Source organism: Paramesorhizobium deserti (assembly GCF_001558695.1).
In the GTDB taxonomy this organism is placed as follows: Bacteria; Pseudomonadota; Alphaproteobacteria; order Rhizobiales; family Rhizobiaceae; genus Paramesorhizobium; species Paramesorhizobium deserti.
The window spans coordinates 1-20,492 of sequence record NZ_LNTU01000023.1 but is presented as its reverse complement, the minus strand read 5'-3'; the positions used below and the strand labels follow the sequence as shown (position 1 = coordinate 20,492).

15 protein-coding genes and 2 pseudogenes are annotated in these 20,492 nt (G+C 60.1%); 6 read left to right on the top strand and 11 right to left on the bottom strand.

Annotation, left to right across the window (positions count from 1 at the left end):
- Nucleotides 1-5: 5 nt before the first annotated feature.
- Both ATN84_RS13020 and ATN84_RS13015 read right to left on the bottom strand, forming a co-directional pair.
- Nucleotides 6-1,214, bottom strand: coding sequence for a TIGR03862 family flavoprotein (locus ATN84_RS13020; RefSeq protein WP_068882631.1), 1,209 nt, complete (start codon nucleotides 1,212-1,214; stop codon nucleotides 6-8).
- Nucleotides 1,215-1,321: 107 nt separating this feature from the next.
- On the bottom strand, nucleotides 1,322-2,245 hold the full coding sequence (locus ATN84_RS13015) for an AraC family transcriptional regulator (RefSeq protein ID WP_342027681.1): 924 nt from the start codon (nucleotides 2,243-2,245) through the stop codon (nucleotides 1,322-1,324).
- Between the two features lie 142 nt (nucleotides 2,246-2,387).
- Between ATN84_RS13015 and ATN84_RS13010 the strand changes: the two genes are divergently transcribed.
- The gene (locus ATN84_RS13010; protein ID WP_068882089.1) at nucleotides 2,388-3,596 is read left to right on the top strand and encodes an MFS transporter; all 1,209 of its coding nucleotides are present in this window, start codon (nucleotides 2,388-2,390) and stop codon (nucleotides 3,594-3,596) included.
- Between the two features lie 67 nt (nucleotides 3,597-3,663).
- Here ATN84_RS13010 and ATN84_RS13005 read toward each other — a convergent pair whose 3' ends face one another.
- Nucleotides 3,664-4,092 (bottom strand): DUF2267 domain-containing protein, encoded by a 429-nt coding sequence (locus ATN84_RS13005; protein WP_068882088.1) that lies wholly within the window; start codon nucleotides 4,090-4,092, stop codon nucleotides 3,664-3,666.
- Nucleotides 4,093-4,187: 95 nt separating this feature from the next.
- On the opposite strand from ATN84_RS13005, the gene ATN84_RS13000 reads away from it, so the two are divergent.
- Nucleotides 4,188-4,385 (top strand): CsbD family protein, encoded by a 198-nt coding sequence (locus ATN84_RS13000; RefSeq protein ID WP_068882630.1) that lies wholly within the window; start codon nucleotides 4,188-4,190, stop codon nucleotides 4,383-4,385.
- 63 nt (nucleotides 4,386-4,448) lie between these two features.
- Here ATN84_RS13000 and ald read toward each other — a convergent pair whose 3' ends face one another.
- Nucleotides 4,449-5,564, bottom strand: coding sequence for an alanine dehydrogenase (gene ald / locus ATN84_RS12995; RefSeq protein ID WP_068882087.1), 1,116 nt, complete (start codon nucleotides 5,562-5,564; stop codon nucleotides 4,449-4,451).
- A 150-nt stretch (nucleotides 5,565-5,714) separates the two neighbouring features.
- Here ald and ATN84_RS12990 point away from each other — a divergent pair, with 150 nt between their 5' ends.
- The gene (locus ATN84_RS12990) at nucleotides 5,715-6,233 is read left to right on the top strand and encodes an Lrp/AsnC family transcriptional regulator (protein ID WP_068882086.1); all 519 of its coding nucleotides are present in this window, start codon (nucleotides 5,715-5,717) and stop codon (nucleotides 6,231-6,233) included.
- Between the two features lie 52 nt (nucleotides 6,234-6,285).
- Here ATN84_RS12990 and ATN84_RS12985 read toward each other — a convergent pair whose 3' ends face one another.
- Nucleotides 6,286-6,951, bottom strand: coding sequence for a helix-turn-helix transcriptional regulator (locus tag ATN84_RS12985; RefSeq protein WP_068882629.1), 666 nt, complete (start codon nucleotides 6,949-6,951; stop codon nucleotides 6,286-6,288).
- A gap of 94 nt (nucleotides 6,952-7,045) precedes the next feature.
- Between ATN84_RS12985 and ATN84_RS12980 the strand changes: the two genes are divergently transcribed.
- Nucleotides 7,046-8,476 carry an MFS transporter gene (locus ATN84_RS12980; protein WP_068882085.1) on the top strand — a complete coding sequence of 477 codons (1,431 nt, stop codon included), beginning with the start codon at nucleotides 7,046-7,048 and terminating at the stop codon, nucleotides 8,474-8,476.
- A gap of 22 nt (nucleotides 8,477-8,498) precedes the next feature.
- Here ATN84_RS12980 and ATN84_RS12975 read toward each other — a convergent pair whose 3' ends face one another.
- The 3 genes and pseudogenes from ATN84_RS12975 to eglC all read right to left on the bottom strand — a co-directional run.
- On the bottom strand, nucleotides 8,499-9,839 hold the full coding sequence (locus ATN84_RS12975; protein WP_244491083.1) for an HlyD family type I secretion periplasmic adaptor subunit: 1,341 nt from the start codon (nucleotides 9,837-9,839) through the stop codon (nucleotides 8,499-8,501).
- Nucleotides 9,836-11,560, bottom strand: a complete 1,725-nt coding sequence (locus tag ATN84_RS12970) for a type I secretion system permease/ATPase (RefSeq protein WP_068882083.1) — start codon at nucleotides 11,558-11,560, stop codon at nucleotides 9,836-9,838. The genes ATN84_RS12975 and ATN84_RS12970 overlap by 4 nt, the downstream gene beginning before the upstream one ends.
- Before the next feature lie 322 nt (nucleotides 11,561-11,882).
- A pseudogene (eglC, locus tag ATN84_RS12965) lies at nucleotides 11,883-13,262 on the bottom strand (endo-1,3-1,4-beta-glycanase EglC); the annotation flags it as partial.
- Between the two features lie 625 nt (nucleotides 13,263-13,887).
- On the opposite strand from eglC, the gene ATN84_RS12960 reads away from it, so the two are divergent.
- Nucleotides 13,888-17,418: a hypothetical protein gene (locus tag ATN84_RS12960; protein ID WP_153020229.1), complete on the top strand. Its 3,531-nt coding sequence runs from the start codon at nucleotides 13,888-13,890 to the stop codon at nucleotides 17,416-17,418.
- A 35-nt stretch (nucleotides 17,419-17,453) separates the two neighbouring features.
- Here the strand turns inward: ATN84_RS12960 and ATN84_RS12955 are convergent, their stop codons facing one another.
- On the bottom strand, nucleotides 17,454-18,407 hold the full coding sequence (locus tag ATN84_RS12955; RefSeq protein ID WP_068882081.1) for an SMP-30/gluconolactonase/LRE family protein: 954 nt from the start codon (nucleotides 18,405-18,407) through the stop codon (nucleotides 17,454-17,456).
- Between the two features lie 4 nt (nucleotides 18,408-18,411).
- On the bottom strand, nucleotides 18,412-19,086 hold the full coding sequence (locus ATN84_RS12950) for a TRAP transporter large permease subunit (RefSeq protein ID WP_201026371.1): 675 nt from the start codon (nucleotides 19,084-19,086) through the stop codon (nucleotides 18,412-18,414).
- Between the two features lie 197 nt (nucleotides 19,087-19,283).
- Between ATN84_RS12950 and ATN84_RS12945 the strand changes: the two are divergent.
- A pseudogene (locus ATN84_RS12945) lies at nucleotides 19,284-20,175 on the top strand (IS3 family transposase); the annotation flags it as partial.
- Nucleotides 20,176-20,267: 92 nt separating this feature from the next.
- Here the strand turns inward: ATN84_RS12945 and ATN84_RS12940 are convergent.
- Nucleotides 20,268-20,492, bottom strand: a 225-nt coding sequence (locus ATN84_RS12940) for an autotransporter outer membrane beta-barrel domain-containing protein (RefSeq protein ID WP_153020228.1), incomplete at its 5' end; no start/stop codon positions are given.

Sequence of the window (20,492 nt, the reverse complement as noted above, 5' to 3'; positions counted from 1 at the left end):
CCCGTCTAACGCCGCAACCAGTCGTCGATTCCCCTCGCCGCCGCCCTGCCGGTGGCGAGGCAGGCGGTGAGGAGATAGCCTCCGGTCGGGGCCTCCCAGTCGAGCATCTCGCCGGCGGCGAACACACCCGGAAGCGCCTTCAGCATATAATTCTCATCGATGCCGTTCCAGCAGATGCCGCCCGCCGAAGAAATGGCTTCCGCGATGGGACGGGCCTTGAGCACGGCAAGCGGCAAGGCCTTGATCGTCCGGGCCAGTTGCTCAGGATCGGCCTTGGCCACCTCGGGTGCAACCTCCCGCAACAGCGCCGCCTTGACGCCCTCCAGGCCGGCGCCCTTGCGAAGCCGGCTGGAAAAGCTCGCTTTCACCCCTTGCCGCGTGAGATCGCGCGACAACCGCTCCAGCGTCCTGCCGGGGGCGAGGTCGAGCTTGAGCCGCCCCCTTCCCTCCTTTTCAAGCCTGTCGCGCAGGCTTGCCGCATGGATATAGACGAGGCTGCCTTCAACACCGTTTCGCGTGATCACGAATTCGCCCTGGAACGTGCCCGCATCCGACGTGGCGGTCACGGATTTCACTGGCACACCGGCGAAACGCTCTCGAAAATTCTCGCTCCAGCTCACATCGAAGCCGCAATTTGCGGGCCGGAGATCGTTGACCTCCACGCCTCTGCCTCTTAGCCACACTACCCAGGCCCCATCGGAGCCGAGCCTTGGCCAGCTCGCCCCGCCAAGCGCCAGCAGGACAGCATCGCAGCGAACCACCTCCCGCCCCTGCGGCGTCATGAAAACAAAGCCGTCCTCCGCAAAGCCTTCCCAGCGGTGGCGTGTGAGGATCCTGACGCCCTGCCCCTCAAGCCTGCGGAGCCAGGCGCGCAGAAGCGGCGAGGCCTTCATCACTTCTGGAAAGACGCGGCCGGAGGAGCCGACGAAAGTCTCCGTGCCGAGACCCACGGCCCAGCCCCGCATATCATCAGGCGTAAACGCGTCGAGAGCAGCGCGCAAACGCTCCGAAGCCGGACCAAAACGAGTCACGAAGCGCGCATAATCTTCCGCATGGGTAATGTTGAGGCCGGATTTGCCTGCCAGCAGAAATTTGCGGCCGACCGTCGGCATGCCGTCATAGACCGTCACGCCATGGCCGCGCTGCGACAGCACCTCCGCCGTCATCAGCCCGGCCGGGCCACCGCCGATGATCACGACCTCTTTTCTCTTCATGAACAAACCATTCTGCGCGAATCCTGTTGACCACTCATGGCCGGCTCAGACCCCGCGCGCAAGGCAAAGCGGCGCTTTTTCAACCCAGCAGCCTGCTGTCAGCTATCTCACAAGGTAGCCGCGCGGACCGCACCGGGCGATCGCCCGATCACGCGCTTGAAGGCCCGGCTGAAGGCCGCCTGCGATCCATAGCCCAGACGGTGCGCAACGCTTTCGATCGGCATTTTCTCACGCCCGATCCATTGAGCGGCGAGTTGCATGCGCAATTCCGTGAGATATCGGACCGGCGTCATGCCCGTCACCTCCAGGAAGCGCTCGGCAAAGACCGAGCGGGAGCTGCCCATTTCCGCTGCAAGCTCGGCCACCGTCCAGTCGCGGCCGGGGTCGCGATGCAGCGCCGCGATCACCCGGCTGAGCCTGGGATCACGCAGGGCATCGACCCAGCCCGTCGCATCGCCGCAGCCGCATTCCACCCAGCCGCGAACGATCGAGGCGGAAACCACATCGGCAAGCCGCGCCAATATCCCGGCATAACCGGCCCGTTGCATGCACGTCTCGCGCTGCATGGCTTCCAGCATCGGCAGGATCTCGGGCTGCCGACCAAGTAGCGTGCCGACATGCATCACCTCGGGCATCAACCCCACCAGCGGGTGCATACCGCCCAGATCGAATTCCATGCAGCCGCTGAAGATCAGCGCGTCTTTCGAAGGGCAGGTTTCTCCCTTGCAGGCCGTGATCGCACCAACAGTTTTGCAAAGCGGAATGGATTCATAGGTGACGATGTCACGGCTGGGCAGATCCAGCGCCGAGAGAAGTTCATGCTGACCGCCTCGCGGCAGGAGCATCGCATCATGCGTATCGAGCTTCTGCATCACACCGCCGACGGTGCGCAGGAATACCGGACCGCGCGCCACGAAGTGGAATTGCGCCCGCCCCTCGACGGCGCCGAAGCCGATACCGAAGGGCGGCGTCATCTGTATCCGCTTGTAGTGAACCCCGTTGAGCCGCATGCCGAGAAGCAATTCGCTCACCAGGTCCCGCGGAGGCTGCGCACGCTTGCTGGATCGCGTTTCGGACTTATGATCAAACATACCGGATTAACTGGCATGGAAAGTCCGACTTGTCCACCCTATCCTTTTGCGACGCACAATATCGCACAAGGGACACCACCACATGAATGAACGGACACCACCCTCTCCACCCGAGCCGGTGCGGGAAAAGCCTGCCTGGGGAGCGGTCATTTCGATGACGCTGGGCGTCTTCGGGTTGGTCACGGCGGAATTCCTTCCCGCCAGCCTGTTGACGCCGATGGCGGCGGAGCTGCGTATAACGGAAGGTGCCGCCGGGCAAGCCGTAACGGCAACGGCAATGGTCGCGTTGATAACCAGTCTTCTCGTTACCGCGGTGACGCGGCGCATCAACCGGCGTCACCTGCTTCTGTTTTTTTCGATCCTCTTGATCCTCTCCAATCTGCTCGTCGCCTTTGCTCCGAGCCTACCCATCCTCATCGCCGGCCGCATACTGCTGGGCATCGCGCTTGGCGGTTTCTGGACCATGGCGGCGGCGATTACGATGCGGCTCGTCCCCGAGGCGCTCATTCCACGCGCATTGTCGATCCTCTTCAGTGGCGTCTCCGCCGCCACGGTGCTGGCCGCTCCGGTCGGCAGCCTGCTTGGCGACATCATGGGCTGGCGCGGCGTCTTTCTCATAGCAGCAGGGCTTGGCGTGCTGACGTTCATCGTCCAGTTCGTCGCGCTTCCTTCGCTCGCCCCCACCGGATCGGCGCGCTTACGCACGCTTGTCGACGTGTTGTTGCGTCCGGGTGTCGGGCTTGGCCTTATTGCCCTCACATTGGAAATAACCGGGCATTTCGCCCTCTTCACCTATATCCGCCCGTTCCTTGAAACCGTGACGGGTGCGGGCATCGCCTCCATCTCCGCGATTCTTCTTGGCTTCGGCGTCGCCAATTTCCTCGGTACCTATATGGGCGGCGTCATGCTGGAACGAAGCCTGCGCCTGACCCTCTTCACCATGCCATTGATGATGGGGCTTCTCGGGCTCGGTCTCGCCATTGCCGGCGGCGCTCTGCTTCCCGCTGCTGCGATGGTCGCCCTCTGGGGCTTCGCCTTCGGCGCAGTGCCGGTCGCGTGGTCCACATGGATCACCCGCACCATCCCCGACGAGGCCGAAACCGGCGGCGGGCTCCTCGTCGCGGCCTTTCAGCTCGCCATCGCCACGGGAGCAGGCATCGGCGGAGTGATCTTCGACACGGGCGGCGCCATCGGCGTCTTCACGGCGGGTGGCGGCATCCTCCTGGCGGCGACGCTGATGATCGGGCTTGGCGTGCGCACCCGCACTGCGGTGGCCGCCGCATCGGCCTGACCGCAGCACGCCTCACGCGGCCTGAGAATGAAAAGCACCCTTCGCGGGTGCTTTTCTGTTTTTGACTTCAGATAGCCGTAGGAGACCAGAAATCCCGAGCTGGCGGCGGCAGGTGCGCCAGACATCTCTCAAACGCTGCCTCATCGACGTGCCTGCGCAAAACGACTGCCACATCGCGGATAGCGGTATCAGGAGATAGATTGTGATACCGGCGAAGCTGCTGGACCTCCCGTGTCAGCACGGTGCGTTCCCACCCCTGCGTCCGCAGCTCATGCGGATCCCAATCGCTGATGAACAGGGCGCGCAGCATCGACGGCAGCACTTGAGCAAAGATGATCCCCTCCTCCAGGGTCAATCGCCGCCTGAAAGCCAGCAGAACCCCCTGAACCATCGTATAGGCCTGGTTGCGCGTCGTCAGACCGGCTTCCTCGGCAGCCTCGCCCAGAAATGCCTCGAATTTCTGTGACGCCAGCCGGTACTCCATCGGAACTGTCATTGAATAGCCATCTCCATCGCTCGTGGGATGGCATGGAACCTGCGGGCGGGCAAGCCGTTCTCCGATAAGTCTTTTCTGGAAGAAGGAGAATGCAGATGAACTGGGATCAGATCGCGGGACAATGGAAGCAGGTGAAGGGAAAAGTCAGGGAGCAATGGGGTGACTTGACGGACGACGATCTCGACAGGATCGCGGGCAATCGTGATCAACTGGTCGGCCAGCTTCAGGAACGCTATGGTATCGCGAAGGAAGAAGCCCGCCGGCAGGTGGACGAGTGGTCCAGACATATGTAGTACACAGCAGAAACTCCGGCGGTTCACCGATAAAACCGCCGGAACTCTTGGATATTCCAGCCGTCAGGCCGCAAGAATCGTCCTGGCTTCCACCATTTCGAGACCGAGCGCTTCCGCCACCGGACGGTTGGTGACACGACCCTTGTGCACGTTGAGGCCATTGCGCAGATGCGGATTGTCGATCAGCGCCGTGACGCCGCGATCGGCAAGCTGTAGCCCATATTGCAGCGTCGCATTGTTGAGAGCATGAGCCGAGGTTACCGGCACCGCGCCGGGCATATTGGCAACGCAATAATGGATGATGCCGTCGACTTCGTAGGTCGGCTCGGAATGGGTCGTGGCATGGGATGTTTCGAAGCATCCGCCCTGATCGATGGCGACATCCACGATCACTGCGCCCTTCTTCATGCCCGAAAGCATTTCGCGCGTTACCAGTTTCGGCGCCGCAGCACCCGGGATGAGAACCGCCCCGACCACAACATCCGCTGAGAAGACCTCCTCCTCCAGGGCCTCGATGGTCGAATAGCGTGTATGGATACGGCCGCGGAAGAGATCGTCGAGCTGGCGCAACCGCGGGATCGAGCGGTCAAGAATGGTCACGTCAGCGCCAAGACCTGTGGCCATCATGGCCGCATTGATACCGACGACGCCGCCGCCGATGATGGTGACCTTACCCGGAAGAACACCGGGCACGCCGCCGAGCAGCACACCACGTCCACCATTGGCCTTCTGCAGTGCCGTCGCGCCGGCCTGTATCGTAAGCCGTCCGGCAACTTCGGACATGGGTGCCAGGAGCGGCAAGCCGCCGCGATCATCCGTCACCGTTTCATAGGCGATTGCCGTGACGCCCGAGGCAAGCAGCCCCTTGGTCTGTTCGGGATCCGGTGCAAGATGCAAATAGGTGTAGAGAAGCTGTCCTTCGCGCAGCTGGGCCCATTCGGAGGGCTGCGGCTCCTTGACCTTCACGATCATGTCGGACTGCTGGAAAACGTCTTCGGCGGACTTGACCACCTTTGCGCCCGCGGCCTGATAGGCTCCATCGTCAGCGCCAATTCCTGTGCCAGCTCCGGACTGGATAATGACCTCGTGGCCATGAGCGACATATTCGCGTACGGCCCCCGGAGTGAGACCGACGCGATATTCATGGTTTTTGATTTCTTTGGGGCAGCCGACACGCATATTGCCTCCTCCTCATTTGGTTGTGGGTCTGGTTGAGGCGACATATCACCACAGATGAAATCGCATGTCCTTGCCAAATCTCCTCGACCAAAGGGCAGTTTCCGCATACTCTTGCGCAAAAACAGGAAAAAATCGGGGAATCTTTCAACAATGTCGCTGGACAGGATTGATCTCGCCATTCTGGACAATCTGCAGAAGGACGGCCGCATGTCCAATGCGACGCTGGCGGAGAAGGTTGGCCTTTCGCAATCCGCCTGTTCGCGCCGGCTCGATATGCTGGAGAAATCCGGCGTCATCCGCGGCTATCATGCGCGATTGTCGAACAAGATGCTCGGCCATCCGGTAACGGTTATCGTCAACGTCTCACTCTCCGGCCAGGCGGACAAGCAGTTGCGAGAGTTCGAAACAGCGGTGCGGCGCTGCCCCAATGTCCTCGTCTGTTATCTCATGTCCGGCGAATATGACTACCTCCTGCGCGTCGCCGCCAAGGATCTCGAGGATTACGAGCGCATCCATAAATTCTGGCTGTCGGCCATGCCGCATGTGACGAAGATAAATTCGTCCTTCGCGTTGCGCGAGGTCGCGGACCGCACCGGCTTGGGCATTGAACCAAGCCTGATCGAGATTACCGGAACGGGTAAGGGCCGGGCGTCAGACACCTCAGGCTAGTTCCGGCGTCGACCAGATCCGCTTGCTGAGATCGGACCGAAGCACGAGCGTGTTAACCGGCTGCACATTGCTCCGCTCGCACACGCCCCGTTCCTGTCTGTATGATGGAATAGGCGCAGCGGCGCGCTCCTTTCAAAATATGCTCCACACGTCTGATCTCGACATCGGGACCAAGGGCAGCCTGGAACACCTCAAGCTCGGAACGGCACAATTTCTGACAAGCTGTCGCCGCAACGCAGATCGGGCAATGGTTTTCGACAAGCAGGACTCCGCCGTCCGGCATCGGGATCGCCTCAGCCATATAGCCTTCGGCCGACCGGATGCGCGCCAGCTCCTCGACCTTTGCAATGAGCGTGTCGAATGGCGCCAGTGCTTCCCTATAGACGGAAAGCGTTGCCGCTTCGCGATGCGAAATCAGCCGGTCCAATCCTTCATTGCCAAAGACTGCGCTGACGGAAGCAAGCAGATCCGCTGTCAGACCGGCGTGATTGTCGGGAAACCGACCATTTCCCGCATCCGTCAGATGCCAGAATCGTTTCGGCCGACCGACACTCTCGCGGCTGTCCTCGAAGCCGACAAGACCGGCTTCATAAAGCCGCCCCAGCATCTGCCGAACGGCGACCGGTGTTATGGAGAGCCTTTGTGCGAGACGGGCGGCCGTCTGTGGACCGGCCACTTTCAGCGAATAGAGCATGCGATTTGTCGTTCGATCCTGCATGATCACAACATAGGCCAAAAAGATTAGAAAAGCTATTGCTTGTTTTATTAAGCGGAATATAAAAGAGGAAGCTTTTCAAATTGAGGAAACTCCCATGCTCGAGACTGCGGAGTCCAGCGATACAAGCTGGTCGGAACTTTTGACGGCGCGCTATTCGGCAGCTACGGCAACGCTTTGCCTGGGTGTCGCTCTGTTTGCCTTCAACGGATTTCTGGTATCCACATCGCTGCCCACAGCGGTAGCGGAGATCGGCGGCCTTGCGCTGATTTCCTGGGCGTTCACGCTTTATCTCGTTCTGTCGATCGTGGGCGGCGCGGCTGGAGCCTTGCTGAAGGCGCGGCTCGGCGCACGGACCGCTCTCGTCGGCTCGGCGCTGTTATTCCTTGTCGGGACGCTGATTGCCGCCTTTGCCACATCAATGACCGAAGTGCTCATAGGGCGGGCCCTGCAAGGGCTGGGAGAAGGAATCATAGCGGCGATTTGCTACGCCTTGATACCGGAGCTGTTTCCTTCGCGCCTTGTCGCCAAGGTGTTCGGCGCCGAGGCCATGGTCTGGGCGATCGCAGCCTTCGGCGGCCCGCTGGTATCAGGCATGTTGACTGAGCATATCTCCTGGCGGGCCGCATTTCTGGTCAATGTGCCGCTGTCGCTGATCTTCATTGCCCTGGTATTGCGCATCGTTCCGCGCTCCACCGAGCCGGCAGAACGCATATCGGTGCCGGCTATCCGTCTTGCAGCGATCGGCAGCGGCATCATGCTCGTCGCGCTTGCCAGTGTCATGGGCACCGTGGCGATGGAGGTGCTGTTTGTAGCCGGCGCCGCAATCGTGCTTGCCTCCGTCGTGGCATTCGATCGCCGCAGCACAACACCGCTCTTTCCCTCCGATGCTTTTGCCCTGAATACGACGGTAGGCATCGGCCTTTGGATCGTTCTGTTCATGCCGGTGGCCCAGGCCGCGACCTCAGTTTACCTCGTGATGACGCTACAGAACCTTTGGGGCTATGGGCCGACCATGGCCGGCGCGTTCCACGCAACTTTCGCCATCGCGTGGAGCCTGTGCGCCATCCTTGTTGCCAATATTCAGAATCCACGCCGCCGCGCCTGGCTTATCAGGCTGGGACCGACGCTTCTCGTTGCCGGACTTGCCATCATTGTCGTCGGATTTGAGATGGATGTGCCTCTTGTCGTCATGGCGGGACAGATCAGCATCGGCACGGGCTTTGGTGTCAGTTGGGGCTTCTTGAGCCAGACGGTCATGGAATCGGCGCGCAGCGGCGAACGCGACCGGGCTTCCGCATTGCTCCCGACATTGCAATCGGCAGGCTACGCAATCGGAGCAGCGATAGCAGGTCTGACGGCCAATGCGGCGGGATATCCGCTGGCAACCACGCCGGAAGCCCTGCGAGACGCGACGATCACGATATTCATCGTGTCGACGATCATCGGTATCGGTGCGCTGATTGCCGGCTATGCCCTTCCGACCCGGAAAAAGACCGTGCTGGCCTTCGATACAAACGAGGCGTGAAAAGTGGCCGGCGGCAAAATGCCTACTCCTCGGTGAAGGCCCGGTTGAACGAGTCGAGAAGCGGACGGACGAGATAGTCGAAGAATGTCCGTTCGCCGGTACTGATGAACACTTCGACCGGCATGCCCGGCTGGATCTGCCCGGCGGTGACGCCTTCGGGAAGCGCGTCCGCGATTTTGAGCCGGGCGCTGTAATAGGGCTCCCGTGTGGCTTCGTCCATCAGCCGGTCCGCCGAAACGAGCATCACCGTCCCGTCCACCTGCGGTGTCTTGCGCATATTGAGTGCCGAAAGCCGAAGACGCGCATGCTGGCCGGCACGAACGGCATCGATGTCCTGCGGCCTGAGCCGGGCATCCACTACAGGTACCGCTGCCGTCGGAAGGATCTCCATCAGCTTCTCCCCCGCCCCGACGACGCCGCCCGTCGCATTGTGGATCGACGAAACGACAATCCCGTCCACCGGGGCGCGGATAACGGTTCGCTCGAGCACCGCTTCGGCAGCCTTCCTCTGTTCCTCAACATCGGCAAGCGAAGTGCGCGCCTCGGTCAATTCGGAGACCGCCTTTTCGACCCGCTGCGTCGCGAGCCGTGCGATCTGCTCGCGGGCCTCCATGATCTGCGTTGTGGAAGAGGCGATCTGCGCCTCGATCATGCCCGCCTGGCCGATGAGATCGGCCTCGCTGCGCAGCAGCATCGTATAATCGGAACGACCGGCAAGACCTTGGTCGAGCAGCCCCTTCTTCCGACTCAGTTCCTCTTCGACAACCACAATTTGACGGCGAATGGCTTGCCTCTGCGACTGAAGGCCGACGACAGTCTGCCTGAGGGCCGCAACCCGCTGATGAAGAATGTCCTGTTCGGAGCGGAACCGCGCCAGTCGCGCGGCAAATTCCTTCTGCTGCTCAGCGATGAGCTTGCCGATCCCATCGACCCCGAAATCGAAATCGGTCTCGCCGGGAAGGACGAGTTCAGACGCTCCGTCGCGTTCCACCTCAAGCCGCGAGATGCTGCTGGTGAGCGTTACGGTCCGCTTCATCAGCCGATGGAGCTGTGTCTCGGCTATAATCGGGTCGAGGACGACAAGGGGCTGCCCTGCCCTGACCCGATCGCCCTCGCGGACAAGGATATTCTTGATGATCCCGCCATCAAGATGCTGGACGATGACATTTCTGCCGGGTGCGGCAATCACCCCGGAAGCCACGGCAGCGCCGGCAAGGGGCGCGGTAGCCGCCCAATAGCCGAACCCCGCGGCGAAGAGTGCCATTGCCGCATACCCGACAGCGGCGATCGCGCCCGCTCCCCGTCCGATCCGCTCCTTCCACAGGAAAGCCCCGTCCGTCATCACGGCTTCCTCCCTGCTCATGTGCGCTGCCTGGCCCGCATGACCGGAACGAACGACGCCGCGCTATGCCGCGGCTCCGATGCCCGCATCAATTTGCCAAGCACGTCTGCATTCGGCCCGAAGGCTTCGATGGCACCGTTTTTCAGCACCATCACGCGGTCGCAGGATGCCGCGAGCTTCATATTATGCGTGATGATGATAAGCGTGGTCTTTCTCCGCCGCGCGTCGGAAAGCGCCTGCAGCAGCGCCGCCTCTCCTTCGCTGTCGAGATGCGCGTTGGGCTCATCGAGAACGAGAATGCAGGGATCGCCGAAGAAGGCCCGGGCGAGGCCGATCCGCTGGCGTTCTCCCCCTGAGAGGGTAGCGACGGAAGTGCCGATCTCCGTCTGATAGCCGTTGTGCTGTGCCAGGATGATCCCATGAGCCTTCGCACGTCTTGCAGCTTCGATGATCTTCCCGTCATCGGCTTGTGGATCGAAACGCGAAACGTTGGCCGCGATCGTTCCAGGCATGAGCTCCACATCCTGCGCCAGATAGCCGATCGCCCTCCCGATCTGTTCGCCGTCCCATGATTTCAGCTCCGCACCGTCGATCCTGATGCTGCCGCCGCTCGGCAAAGCCGCGCCGACGAGAAGCCGCGCCAGCGTCGATTTCCCCGCCCGGCTTGGACCGATGATCGCCACCGCCTCGCCGGCATCGATATGAAAGCTCACTTGCCTGATGATCGGCTCGGCGCCCGGCTGCGCATTCGGCGCGAAATAGACGAGGTTTTTCACATCGATCATGCCGCGCGGCTCTGGCAGCCGGATCTTTTCCACCCCGCCGGAATGCCGTTGAAGAGCTGCCTGCAAATGCCGCCACGCGCGCCCCGCCTGAACGGTCTGCCGCCAGCCGCCGATCAACTGGTCGATCGGCTGCAGCGCCCGCCCGGAAATGATCGAGGCGGCGAAGATCATGCCCGCCGTCATCTCGCCTTTCAGGACGAGCCAAGCGCCGAGCCCGAGAATGGCGAGTTGCAACATCATGCGGAAGGCCCGTGCGATGCCGCCGAAGACAGCATTGACGGCAAGCGAGCGCGCCTGCACCCGCAGCGCTTCGGCAAAGCTCCGTCCCCATGCCTCGGTCGCGCCGCGGACCATTCCCATGGCGAAAAGCGTGTCGGCATTGCGCGAGAAAGCCTGCGCCGTGGCATCGCCGGCGACGAAGAGCTCCGCCGCCCTGGTTTCGCTCCGGCCGTTCGCAAGCTGGTTCAGACCCGCGAGCAGGATCATCAGGAGCATGCCGCAGAGGGTCAAAAGACAGAGAACAGGATGGACGAAATAGAGAAGAAGGACGAAAAGCGGCGCGAAAGGCAAATCGAAAAGCGATGAAAAACTGCGCGATCCTATGAATGTCCGGACTGTTGCAAGGTCGCGCAGAGGTCCGATGTCACCTGGGCCTCCACGCCGGCCTGCTACCGATGCCACAAATGCCCGGGAGACGAGCCTGCTGTCGAGCTTCGCGGCAACGCGTTCGGCATAAAGCGCGCGGATGATGTCCAGGAACCCGAGAAACGCCAGCGAGAGAATCGCGATCAGGGAGAGATAGAAAAGCGTTTCCCGGCTGGATGAAGGGATAACCCGGTCATAGATCTGCAGCATATAGAGCGGCGTCACCAGAAGCAGGGCATTCAGTGCAAAAGAGAAGACGCCGATATGAATGACACTGCCTGTTATGATTGCCCGAAGCCCGGCCGGCCGCACGACGCTAAACCAGGGTCCCGATAGGCTCCGGATCGAACCAGTAGTCGCCCGGCAGCGCTGGCGCCCCTGCATCAAGGTGACTCACATCCGCCGTCGTATGTTCCGGCTCAGCGGAAGTATCGTAACCAGCGGTACCGACTTCGCTTGCGTAGCCGCCGTTCCCCGTTCCGCCATAAGTGCTCTGGTTGGCAAAGACAGGAACGTCGGTTTCCCAATTCTCTGTCGTCGATGCGGTTTGCGTTGTGGAAGAGACCGTACTGCCAGCCGCCGCAAGAGCCGTTTCTGATGTATCGATCAGGGTGCTTGCCGAAGCCTGCATCAAACTGTCCAGCGAGTAGGCGCGGATATAATCGATCTTCATCTCGCCAGGCGTCGCGAGGCCGTCCGCCGGCGCCCCCGCCAATCCACCGACTGCCAAGTTGGCAATCATATACATCGGCTCATGCATATCATCGGGCGTATCGGTGCTCGCGACCTCCGTGCCGTCGATATACCAGGTAAGCGTTTCCGGCGTCCACAGCACGCCGTAGGTGTGAAAACCTTCTGTATCCGCGACATAGACGGTCGAACGGTCCTGCGTGTGTTCGCCGCTTGCTTCCGAATGGGCGGTAAGATGAAGCGTGTTCGGCTGCTGGCCGATCATTTCCACGACATCGAGTTCCGGCGGCCAGGCACCGCTTTCCGGCAAGAGCCAGAAGGCCGGCCAAAGCCCTTGGGTTTCCGGCAGATCCGCCCGCATCTCGAAATAGCCGTAGGTCTGGGCGAAGGAACTGTGCGTCGTCAGCATGCCCGACGTATAGTCGTAATCGTTGATATAGGGCTTGATGTCATCTGAGGCCTGCGCAGCCGTGATAGTAAGAACACCATTGTCGACGCTAAACGGATTGACGGAGCTCGTCGGTTCGTAATTCGTATCGATATACCACTGAAGCTCGCCATTTCCATGCAGCGTGTTACCGTTCTCCCCACCCCACCAGTAATTGGAATTCCAGGTGCCGCTTTCGCCGTTCCAAAGGTCCAGCGTGTCGAAATTATCGGAGAAGGTGAGGCTCATCTCTGATTTATCGAGACCGTATTTGAACTGGCCAGGATCGAGCTCGGCAATAGTTGTGCCAGCAAAGACGAGGCTCTCCCCCTCTCCGAGATCGACCCGCACGTCGTCACCCCTCTGGGACATCCGCGCCTCGATATTAGCGAAAGAGGTAAAGCCGTAGCCCGTAAGACGGACTGTATCGCCCGCTTCGAAATCGACGATCAGGTCGCTACCGTGCCCCTTGGTCAGCGCGAATATGTCATTGCCCGCGCCGCCGATCAGAACGTCATCTCCCAACCCGCCGTCGATCGTCTGCTGGCCAGAACCGCCGGTGATGATGTTGTCGCCGTCATTGCCAAATGCATATCGGTTGCTGCCGGTGACGATCAGATTCTCGAAATTGTCGGGCAGGCGATAGCTCATCCAGGTATCGATCGTATCGACCCCTTCACCTGCCGCCTCGAAAACTTTGTTCTTCGACGAGTAGAGGTGATAGATATCGTCACCCTCACCGCCAAACATGGTGAGACGTACGCTGCTATCGCCCCAGAAAGCATCGTTTTTCGCAGTTCCATATAATTCCGGGCCGGAATTGGTCGCCGAAAAATGATGGGCGGGATTTCCGCTGTAATAAAGTTCGATCCCCTTAGCATTCACGACCGTACTCATGGAATTTTCCTTCTTCCGGATTGCTCTGGTTGATCGAGCCTTAACGGCGATGCTTGCGATAGCTCAGTCCGCTCGAAACTTTGCTGCGGACGATAGTGCAGTGCAACAAGTCGAATGGTGATGGTTTCAGGCTATCAAAACAATCCCAAATTATTGCCGTCAGAAGAGAAAACACCTTTGCATATCAGGAGTTGCACAAATCGAATGCCCACCATCGAGTATAATAAGAATTTGTTCAGTCCGCTCTCTTTCGTTTGCTTGGTATAAAGAATACGTCTTTAGCGCCGGAGCAGTGTGCGCTCAGTCTAATTCGGGCCGTTGAAATAATTCTGGCATTCTGTTGTTGAGCAAAGAGCACGCAAGCCGTCGATAGTCCTTCAGAGGACATCGATGGTGCGGACTTCCCGCGCCCAACCGCCAGAGGTGCCCTTGCTAAGAACATCCCAAACAGAATGGAACAGGAAGTTCATTACAAATTGAAATTTATTTTGTTGTGCACAATCGCCCGAAGTACATAATTCTGTCACTGGGCTGAACGCACGGCTGACTCGCGGAGAAGTTGGTGATTCCAACGATGAAAGCGGTGATGTTGATCGGGTGAATATTGTTAGGAGGGACAATTCCTGTGATTACCAGAATTATCAACAGATTGGCACTGCGTATTAATAAAGAAAATCAGGATTCATCCGCTATCTGGAACAGGATCGTCGAGCAAAACAGCTCCAGGAATATCCAGCCGGCCTCGGCGAACAACTCCGGCAATTCTGTTCGGAATCATGAATCGCATGCAGGAAACAGCCATCCCCGAAACAATATTATCGCCCCCACGAACGGGTTCGATCCGACCCTGAACTCACCCACCATCTTCGCATACCATGCACCGCAGGCGGGCGGGAATGAGCCGTTCAACGTGGTGCCGGTTTATAACATCGCGCCGGCGCAAGAACCCAGAACCGAGCTCGACGGCAGCAATCCCGCGAATGACAGTCCCACAGGCCAGATTACCTACAGGGCACAGGAGAACGATTCGCTCATCGAGGTCGCACGGCAGCTCGGTTACGACGAGAATCTCGACCCGGAAGTGGCGGAAAGGTTCGGTTTCGATCCCGACAAGGACTATGCCGAGCAATACGCGGAGCTTTTGACGCAGATCAATCCCGAAATGCGCGCCGATCCCGACGGCTTGCCGGAAACGCATGTGATCACAGTCCTCAGCGACGAGCGCATGCAGGACGTCTTGGGAATGTCTAGGATTCTCGATGGAGTGAGTTCCATCGATGATCTGTCGGAAGCCCAGAAAAGCGAGCTACAAGGGCTTGTGGACGCCGAACTCATCTCCGCCGCCGGCATAATGAACGGTGAAGCGTTCGAAGCCGAGGCGAATGGGATCAGGGACCATTTGAAAGCCATTCTGCCGCAAGCCGAGGGGCTGTCGGACCTGATCGACTCCCGGGCAGATTCCTTCAGTATGAACATGAATGGGCTGTTTTCCGGCCTGCGGGAAAGCGGGGCGGCCGCGATTGAGAGCGGGGACTGGAGCGCCTTCCAGGAGGATTTGGCAGATGCCTTGCGCCGCAAGATCAATCCGCCCTACCCGACCTCATCCGATTTCGACAGTGACCAGGTCGTAAACGACTTCATCGCGGAACTGGCTTTTTACGGCCCGATCAACCCTGAAACGCTGACAGTGGATCAGGGTTACTTGGATGCGCTGGAGGCTGCAAAACATCAGGTGATGGTCACGGATGTGGCCGAGAGGATCACCGATGGCGACTCGCTGGAACTCCAATTGTTTGGTGTTCCCGCCGAGCGTGCCGACCAGATCCTCGTCGAGCTTTCGGAGATGCCGCCGACCGGAACCTATGAGGGCGAGGACAATCCGCCGACCTCGCGGCTGGCCGAGATCGTCTATCCGCTGCAGGAGACGTCTGCGGACGGAGATGGGACGATCTCTGATGAAGAGGCCGAACTGCTCAGCGACTTGACCGTGGTTGCCACCCAGGCCGGCGCATCTGCGGAACTCGATGAAAATGGGCGGATGCAGATTCCCGAAGGTGTCTCCCGCCTCGCGGAACTGTTGGTCGACGCCGATAGTGGCGACCTGAACCCCGAAGCGGGGACGGCCGGCGACCGGATGCTGCGATTGGGTATTGCAGAAAGCATCGGCAACGGAGATGGCGCGACCCTGGCGATTGCCATGGCAGACGTCTACGCGGAAAAGGGCTGGGATGGCGCTGCCGACAACATGCTGCATATGGTCTCCGTCGGTGTCAACAAACTGACGCAAGACGCGGATCAGACCACGCAGGACTATGTTCGCCTCTTCGGTGATCCACAATATGCAGGGAGTCATCTGGAGGGGCTTGTCCCCGAGGAGGACCGCCAGCGGGCGATCGGCGCTACCGAACACGGCAACCTTGAGGAGAACCCGGAAACCGTTAGGGATTTCGAACGCCTTTTCGCCGGCGCTGTCGCGACGAACGCGGCCTTGGAAGCCTTGCCCGAGTCGTTGCGCAACCTTGAGGGATACGGCCTTGACGGCTATGAGCGTTTGACCGGTGAGCACGGAGATCTGAAAACAACGCTTCTCGGCAAGGAAGGCGACGAAAACTCGATCTCGATGATTGGGGCGTCCGGCCTGGGCATGTCACAGGAACCGCTCCCCACCTTGACGCTGGAGCAGATCGAGGCAAGGCTCGGGGATTCCGAACTGTTCCAGGAATATGCTTCCCTCTACGCGAATGTCTCCAACGAGGAGTTTAACACCGTATTCAACGACGCTCTGGACATCTATGACAAAATAGAAGACCAGCTCGAAAATCCGGATTCCGACATTATCGACCTGCCTCCCGGAATGGAGGGACTGCCAGGACCGGTGCAGGAGATCCTGAATGGCCTGGAGGGCAAGAGCCGCGAGGAAGCCCTTGAGGCCCTGCGCGACCAACCCGTTCATGGCGCAGCGCTCCTGATGACATTGGAAGCACTGGAAAATGGGCAGCCCAACGGCCCGAGCGGCGGCTTCCTCTCGCGCGAAATCAAGAATTCGAGCCTGCAGGTTTCAACGGCCTTGGTAAACCCGTCGCCCATTGCGGAAAACATCACCAATCGCTGGAATACTGCAGTAGGAGGACAGACTTTCGAGCCACAGGAAGGTTTGCGTGGCCAGCGGGCCGCGGCGATTCCCTTTAGCTCCATCAGTGGCGCTCTGAACATCTGGGGCTTCGATGAGTTCATGGCCTCCGACCGCCTCGACGACAAGGCCTGGGCGGTGGTCTTCGGCACTCTGGCTGGGGTGGACATGTCTCGCGTGGCGGCCGCCGGTGTCCAGAACTTCTTTATTCCACAGGGCAGGCATGTCAGACCGGCAACGGGAATGGCCAGCATCTTCAATCAGGGCGGACGCCTTGATCGATTTACCCGCACCGGATTCGTGAACGGCCCTGGCGCTATCAGGGTCCTCGGAAACACGGTTTCGGCGCTAACGGGCCCGATCGCCTTCTGGACCGCCGGCACTGAATTTTCCAACGGCAATACGCTGGGCGGTGTCGTTTGGACCTCGATGGGTGCCGTCAGCACGGCTCACGCCATTGCCATATTTGCCGGCTCCTCCTGGGCGGGACCATTGGGGTGGATTGCAGCAGCGGTCTGGCTGGGCGGCGCGGCAATCCTGCACTGGAACTCGAAGGAGAACCAGCGCACATATTTCGAAGCAGACATGAAGTCCATCCTGACCAATCTGGAACCGCCGGTGGACGAAGAGCGCGCAGAGATCCTGGCGGAAGGCAGGGATGATTTGGGCGCCTCCGATGAGGCGATCGGTCGCCCACTGTTCCCGCTCCTGGAGCAACTGGCCGAGTATCGCGGCTATGACACGCCCGAAGAGAAGCAGGAGTTCTTCGAATATATTCTCTACAATGAAGAGGCATTGCCCAACGATAAGCTGAGAGAGCTGTCCGAAGCCTCGAGGAGCGTTATCGTCGATCGCCAATCCGACGACAATGGATATCTCATGGAGTCACGGGCCGACGAGCGGGGCTATTATGCTCAGCCGCTAACAATCGAGCAGTTGAACAATTGGATAGAAGGCACGCTCCCCGAAGAACAAATGATCGGCGTGATCAACCCCGGCATCGAGCTGCCACCGATGAGGAATTAGAGCGTGGCATTGAAATCCGGAACGCCGTACAGCTTCTAGCCGCACGCTCCGGAAAACATCGGCGCGCCGGAGATCTGAAGCTCTCTCGGGAACTCGACCTTCAGGATGCTTCCGCTATCGGATTCGGTGATGAAAAGCGTGCGCCCTTCTTCGCCGCCGAAGGCGCAATTAGTCGTGCCGAGCCCGCGAGGGGAACGCACAACCGCGATCGGGCGTCCAAGTGCGTCATGAACCCAGACGAGCCCCATGCCAGTCTGACAGACGACGACGCCATTCTGGGCGGTTAGCGCCAGGCCGTCGGGCCCGGCCCGGCCGCCGGAAAACTGGATGAACAGCCCGGCCTTGTTCACGCGCCCGCTCTGCGAAAGCGGCAGCCTCCAGACCGCATTGGCGCGGGTCACCGCAAGGTAGAGGACGTGCTCGTTGATATCGAGCACCAGCCCGTTGGGGCTCGGCACCTTGTCGATCAGACATGTCAGAGCGCCGGTTTCGGGCTGCCATTTATAGACCCGCCCCGTTGGATCCTGGAGGCCGGTCTGTCCCTGGTCGGTAAAGTAAACCGCGCCGTCCCTGCTGAAATGCAGATCGTTGCAACCCTTGAACCCTTCAGTGTCGCAATCGCGCAGCGCATGGCTCACGTGACCGCTGACCGGGTCGATCTGCATGATCCCGTTCTGAAAGTCCGCGATGAAAACCCGGCCGTCCTCATGGATCTTCAGCCCGTTCGGCTGCCCGTCATATTCAGCGATTTGCTGAACCGCGCCTTTAGGGCCGGCCCGGAATATCCGGCCGAAGGGAATATCGACGAACCACAGATTGCCCTCCCGGTCGAAGGACGGACCTTCGAGAAAACTGTCGACCGGTTGTCCATGGCGATTGCGCTCCGCCCAATAGGACGAAACGCCGGCGCGCCGGTGCGTCTCTGGCAATTCCGTAAAAACCTCCGCGTCGAGAACGACGGGTTCGGGAAAAGGGTATGTGGCAGCCATGGCATCATCCAGCAGTAATCGATGGAAGGAAGAGCGCGATCTGCGGGAAAGCGATCAGCAGCAGCATGAAGATGAGGATGATGGTGAAGAAGGGCAGCGTACCCATGATCACATCCCCGACCTTCACCTTATCGGAAGAGCTTGCCACGACGAAGAGGATGACGCCCAGCGGCGGCGTAAGCTGTCCAAGCTCCACCAGGATCACGACGAAGACGCCGAACCAAATGGGATCCACATTGAGCGCCATCAGCGCCGGGAAGATCACCGGCACGATGATCGCAATCATTCCGAGACCTTCCATGAAGCATCCGAGGATAGCGAAGGTCACCATGACGATCAGAAGGAACGTCAAGCGGGATACGTTTGCAGTCTCAAGCATTGCGACCAGGGTTTCACCGACGCCGGACAACGCGGTTGCATAGGCAAAAATCATCGAAGTGAAGACGACGAAAAGGATATTACCGCTCATCGAAGCCGTCCGGCTCAGAGCTTCGGAAAGTAGCCTCAGGCTCAATCTGCGGTGCGCGCGCTCGGCGAGGCTCAGCCGGTCCAGAAGCGCCAGCACGTCGATCTGCGGCTTCGGCGGCAGAGGCGGCGGAACGAAGGCGCGCACGATCTCGCCCGCGACAGGAGTTTCGATATATCGGCCAAGGCGCTGCTCCGGGTCGGAATCGGTCATGGATCCATCATGGCAGCGTGGCGCTATTTAAATAATCCCATCGATACTTAAATAACGGAGAAGCTAACGTAAGCGAGCTTAAATAGGCCCGTCGCTCTCGGCCTGCTCCAACGGAAGGATAAAGCCATCCGATCCGCAGTGCTAGCGTATTGGCAAGGAAATTTGCACCCATGGTGGCTGGAGACTGTGTTTCTTAGGAAGGCCGCAGCCTACTTTGCAAAGGACGCGATATGAGGTTCGCCTTCATTGCAAGCACCGCTCGATCTGGCCGGTGGCATGGCTCTGCGAAGCGCTGGATGTGTCGCGGTCGGGCTTTCATGCCTGGCTCACCCGGCCTCCCAGCGCACGGTCGCGGCACAACAAGGCGCTCGTCGGCGCAATCGATCGAAGCTTCAAGAGCAGCGACCGCACCTATGGCGCACGTCGTGTCTGGCACGATGTCCTCGCCGATGGTTCTCCTGCGGCCTGCACCGCATCGAGCGCTAATGCGGGAGAACGGCCTGCGGGCGCGACCACGCCGGCGCGGGCTGCCGAAGGACACGGGTGAGCGGACAATGGTGTCACAGAACCTTCTCGATCGCGCGTTCGAGGCATCGGCTCCGAACCGCAAGTGGGTGGCCGACTTCACCTATCTCTGGACCGCCGAGGGATGGCTTTATGTCGCCGCCGTCATCGACCTGTTCTCCCGCCGCGTCGTCGGCTGGGCGATGAAGGCCGAGATGACGGCGCAGCTCGTCACCGACGCCCTCATCATGGCGATCTGGCGCAGGGGCAGACCAGACAGCCTCATGCATCATTCGGATCAGGGGAGCCCAATATACCAGCGAGCAGTTCCAGAGGCTGATGGCCGACCACGGCATCACCTGCTCGATGAGCCGGTCGGGCAATGTCTGGGACAGTGCGGCAATGGAGAGCTTCTTCTCCTCGCTCAAGACCGATCGCACAGCCCGCAAGGTCTACAGGACGAGGGATGACGCCAGGGCGGATGTGTTCGACTATATCGAGCGCTTCTACAATCCGAGGCGACGGCAATCGACCCTGGGCTATCTCAGCCCCGTGGAGTTCGAGGAACGAGCTATGTTAGCTTAACCTCGTATCCGAAAAACCGGCAGCAGGCCAGCTAGTGGAAGTGAGTGCGAGTTCGGAAGCGCGGCTCCCCACCGCCTCGTGCGAATACTTGTTCACCACCTGACCTTCATACCGAGATTGCCGCTGACCTTGTAACTGTCGGCGAAATTCTCCAGGCTGGTGTCGAGCGAGACGTCGCCATGGAGCGCGTATCGGCCGTCGGCCCAGCTATAGGTGCCGCCGGCGCCGATGCCGCCCCAGGTCGGATCGTTGTCGCTGGCAAAGCTCACCCCCGACACCTCGATCTTGCTGCCTTCCTGGAACTCGTGATGGAGATT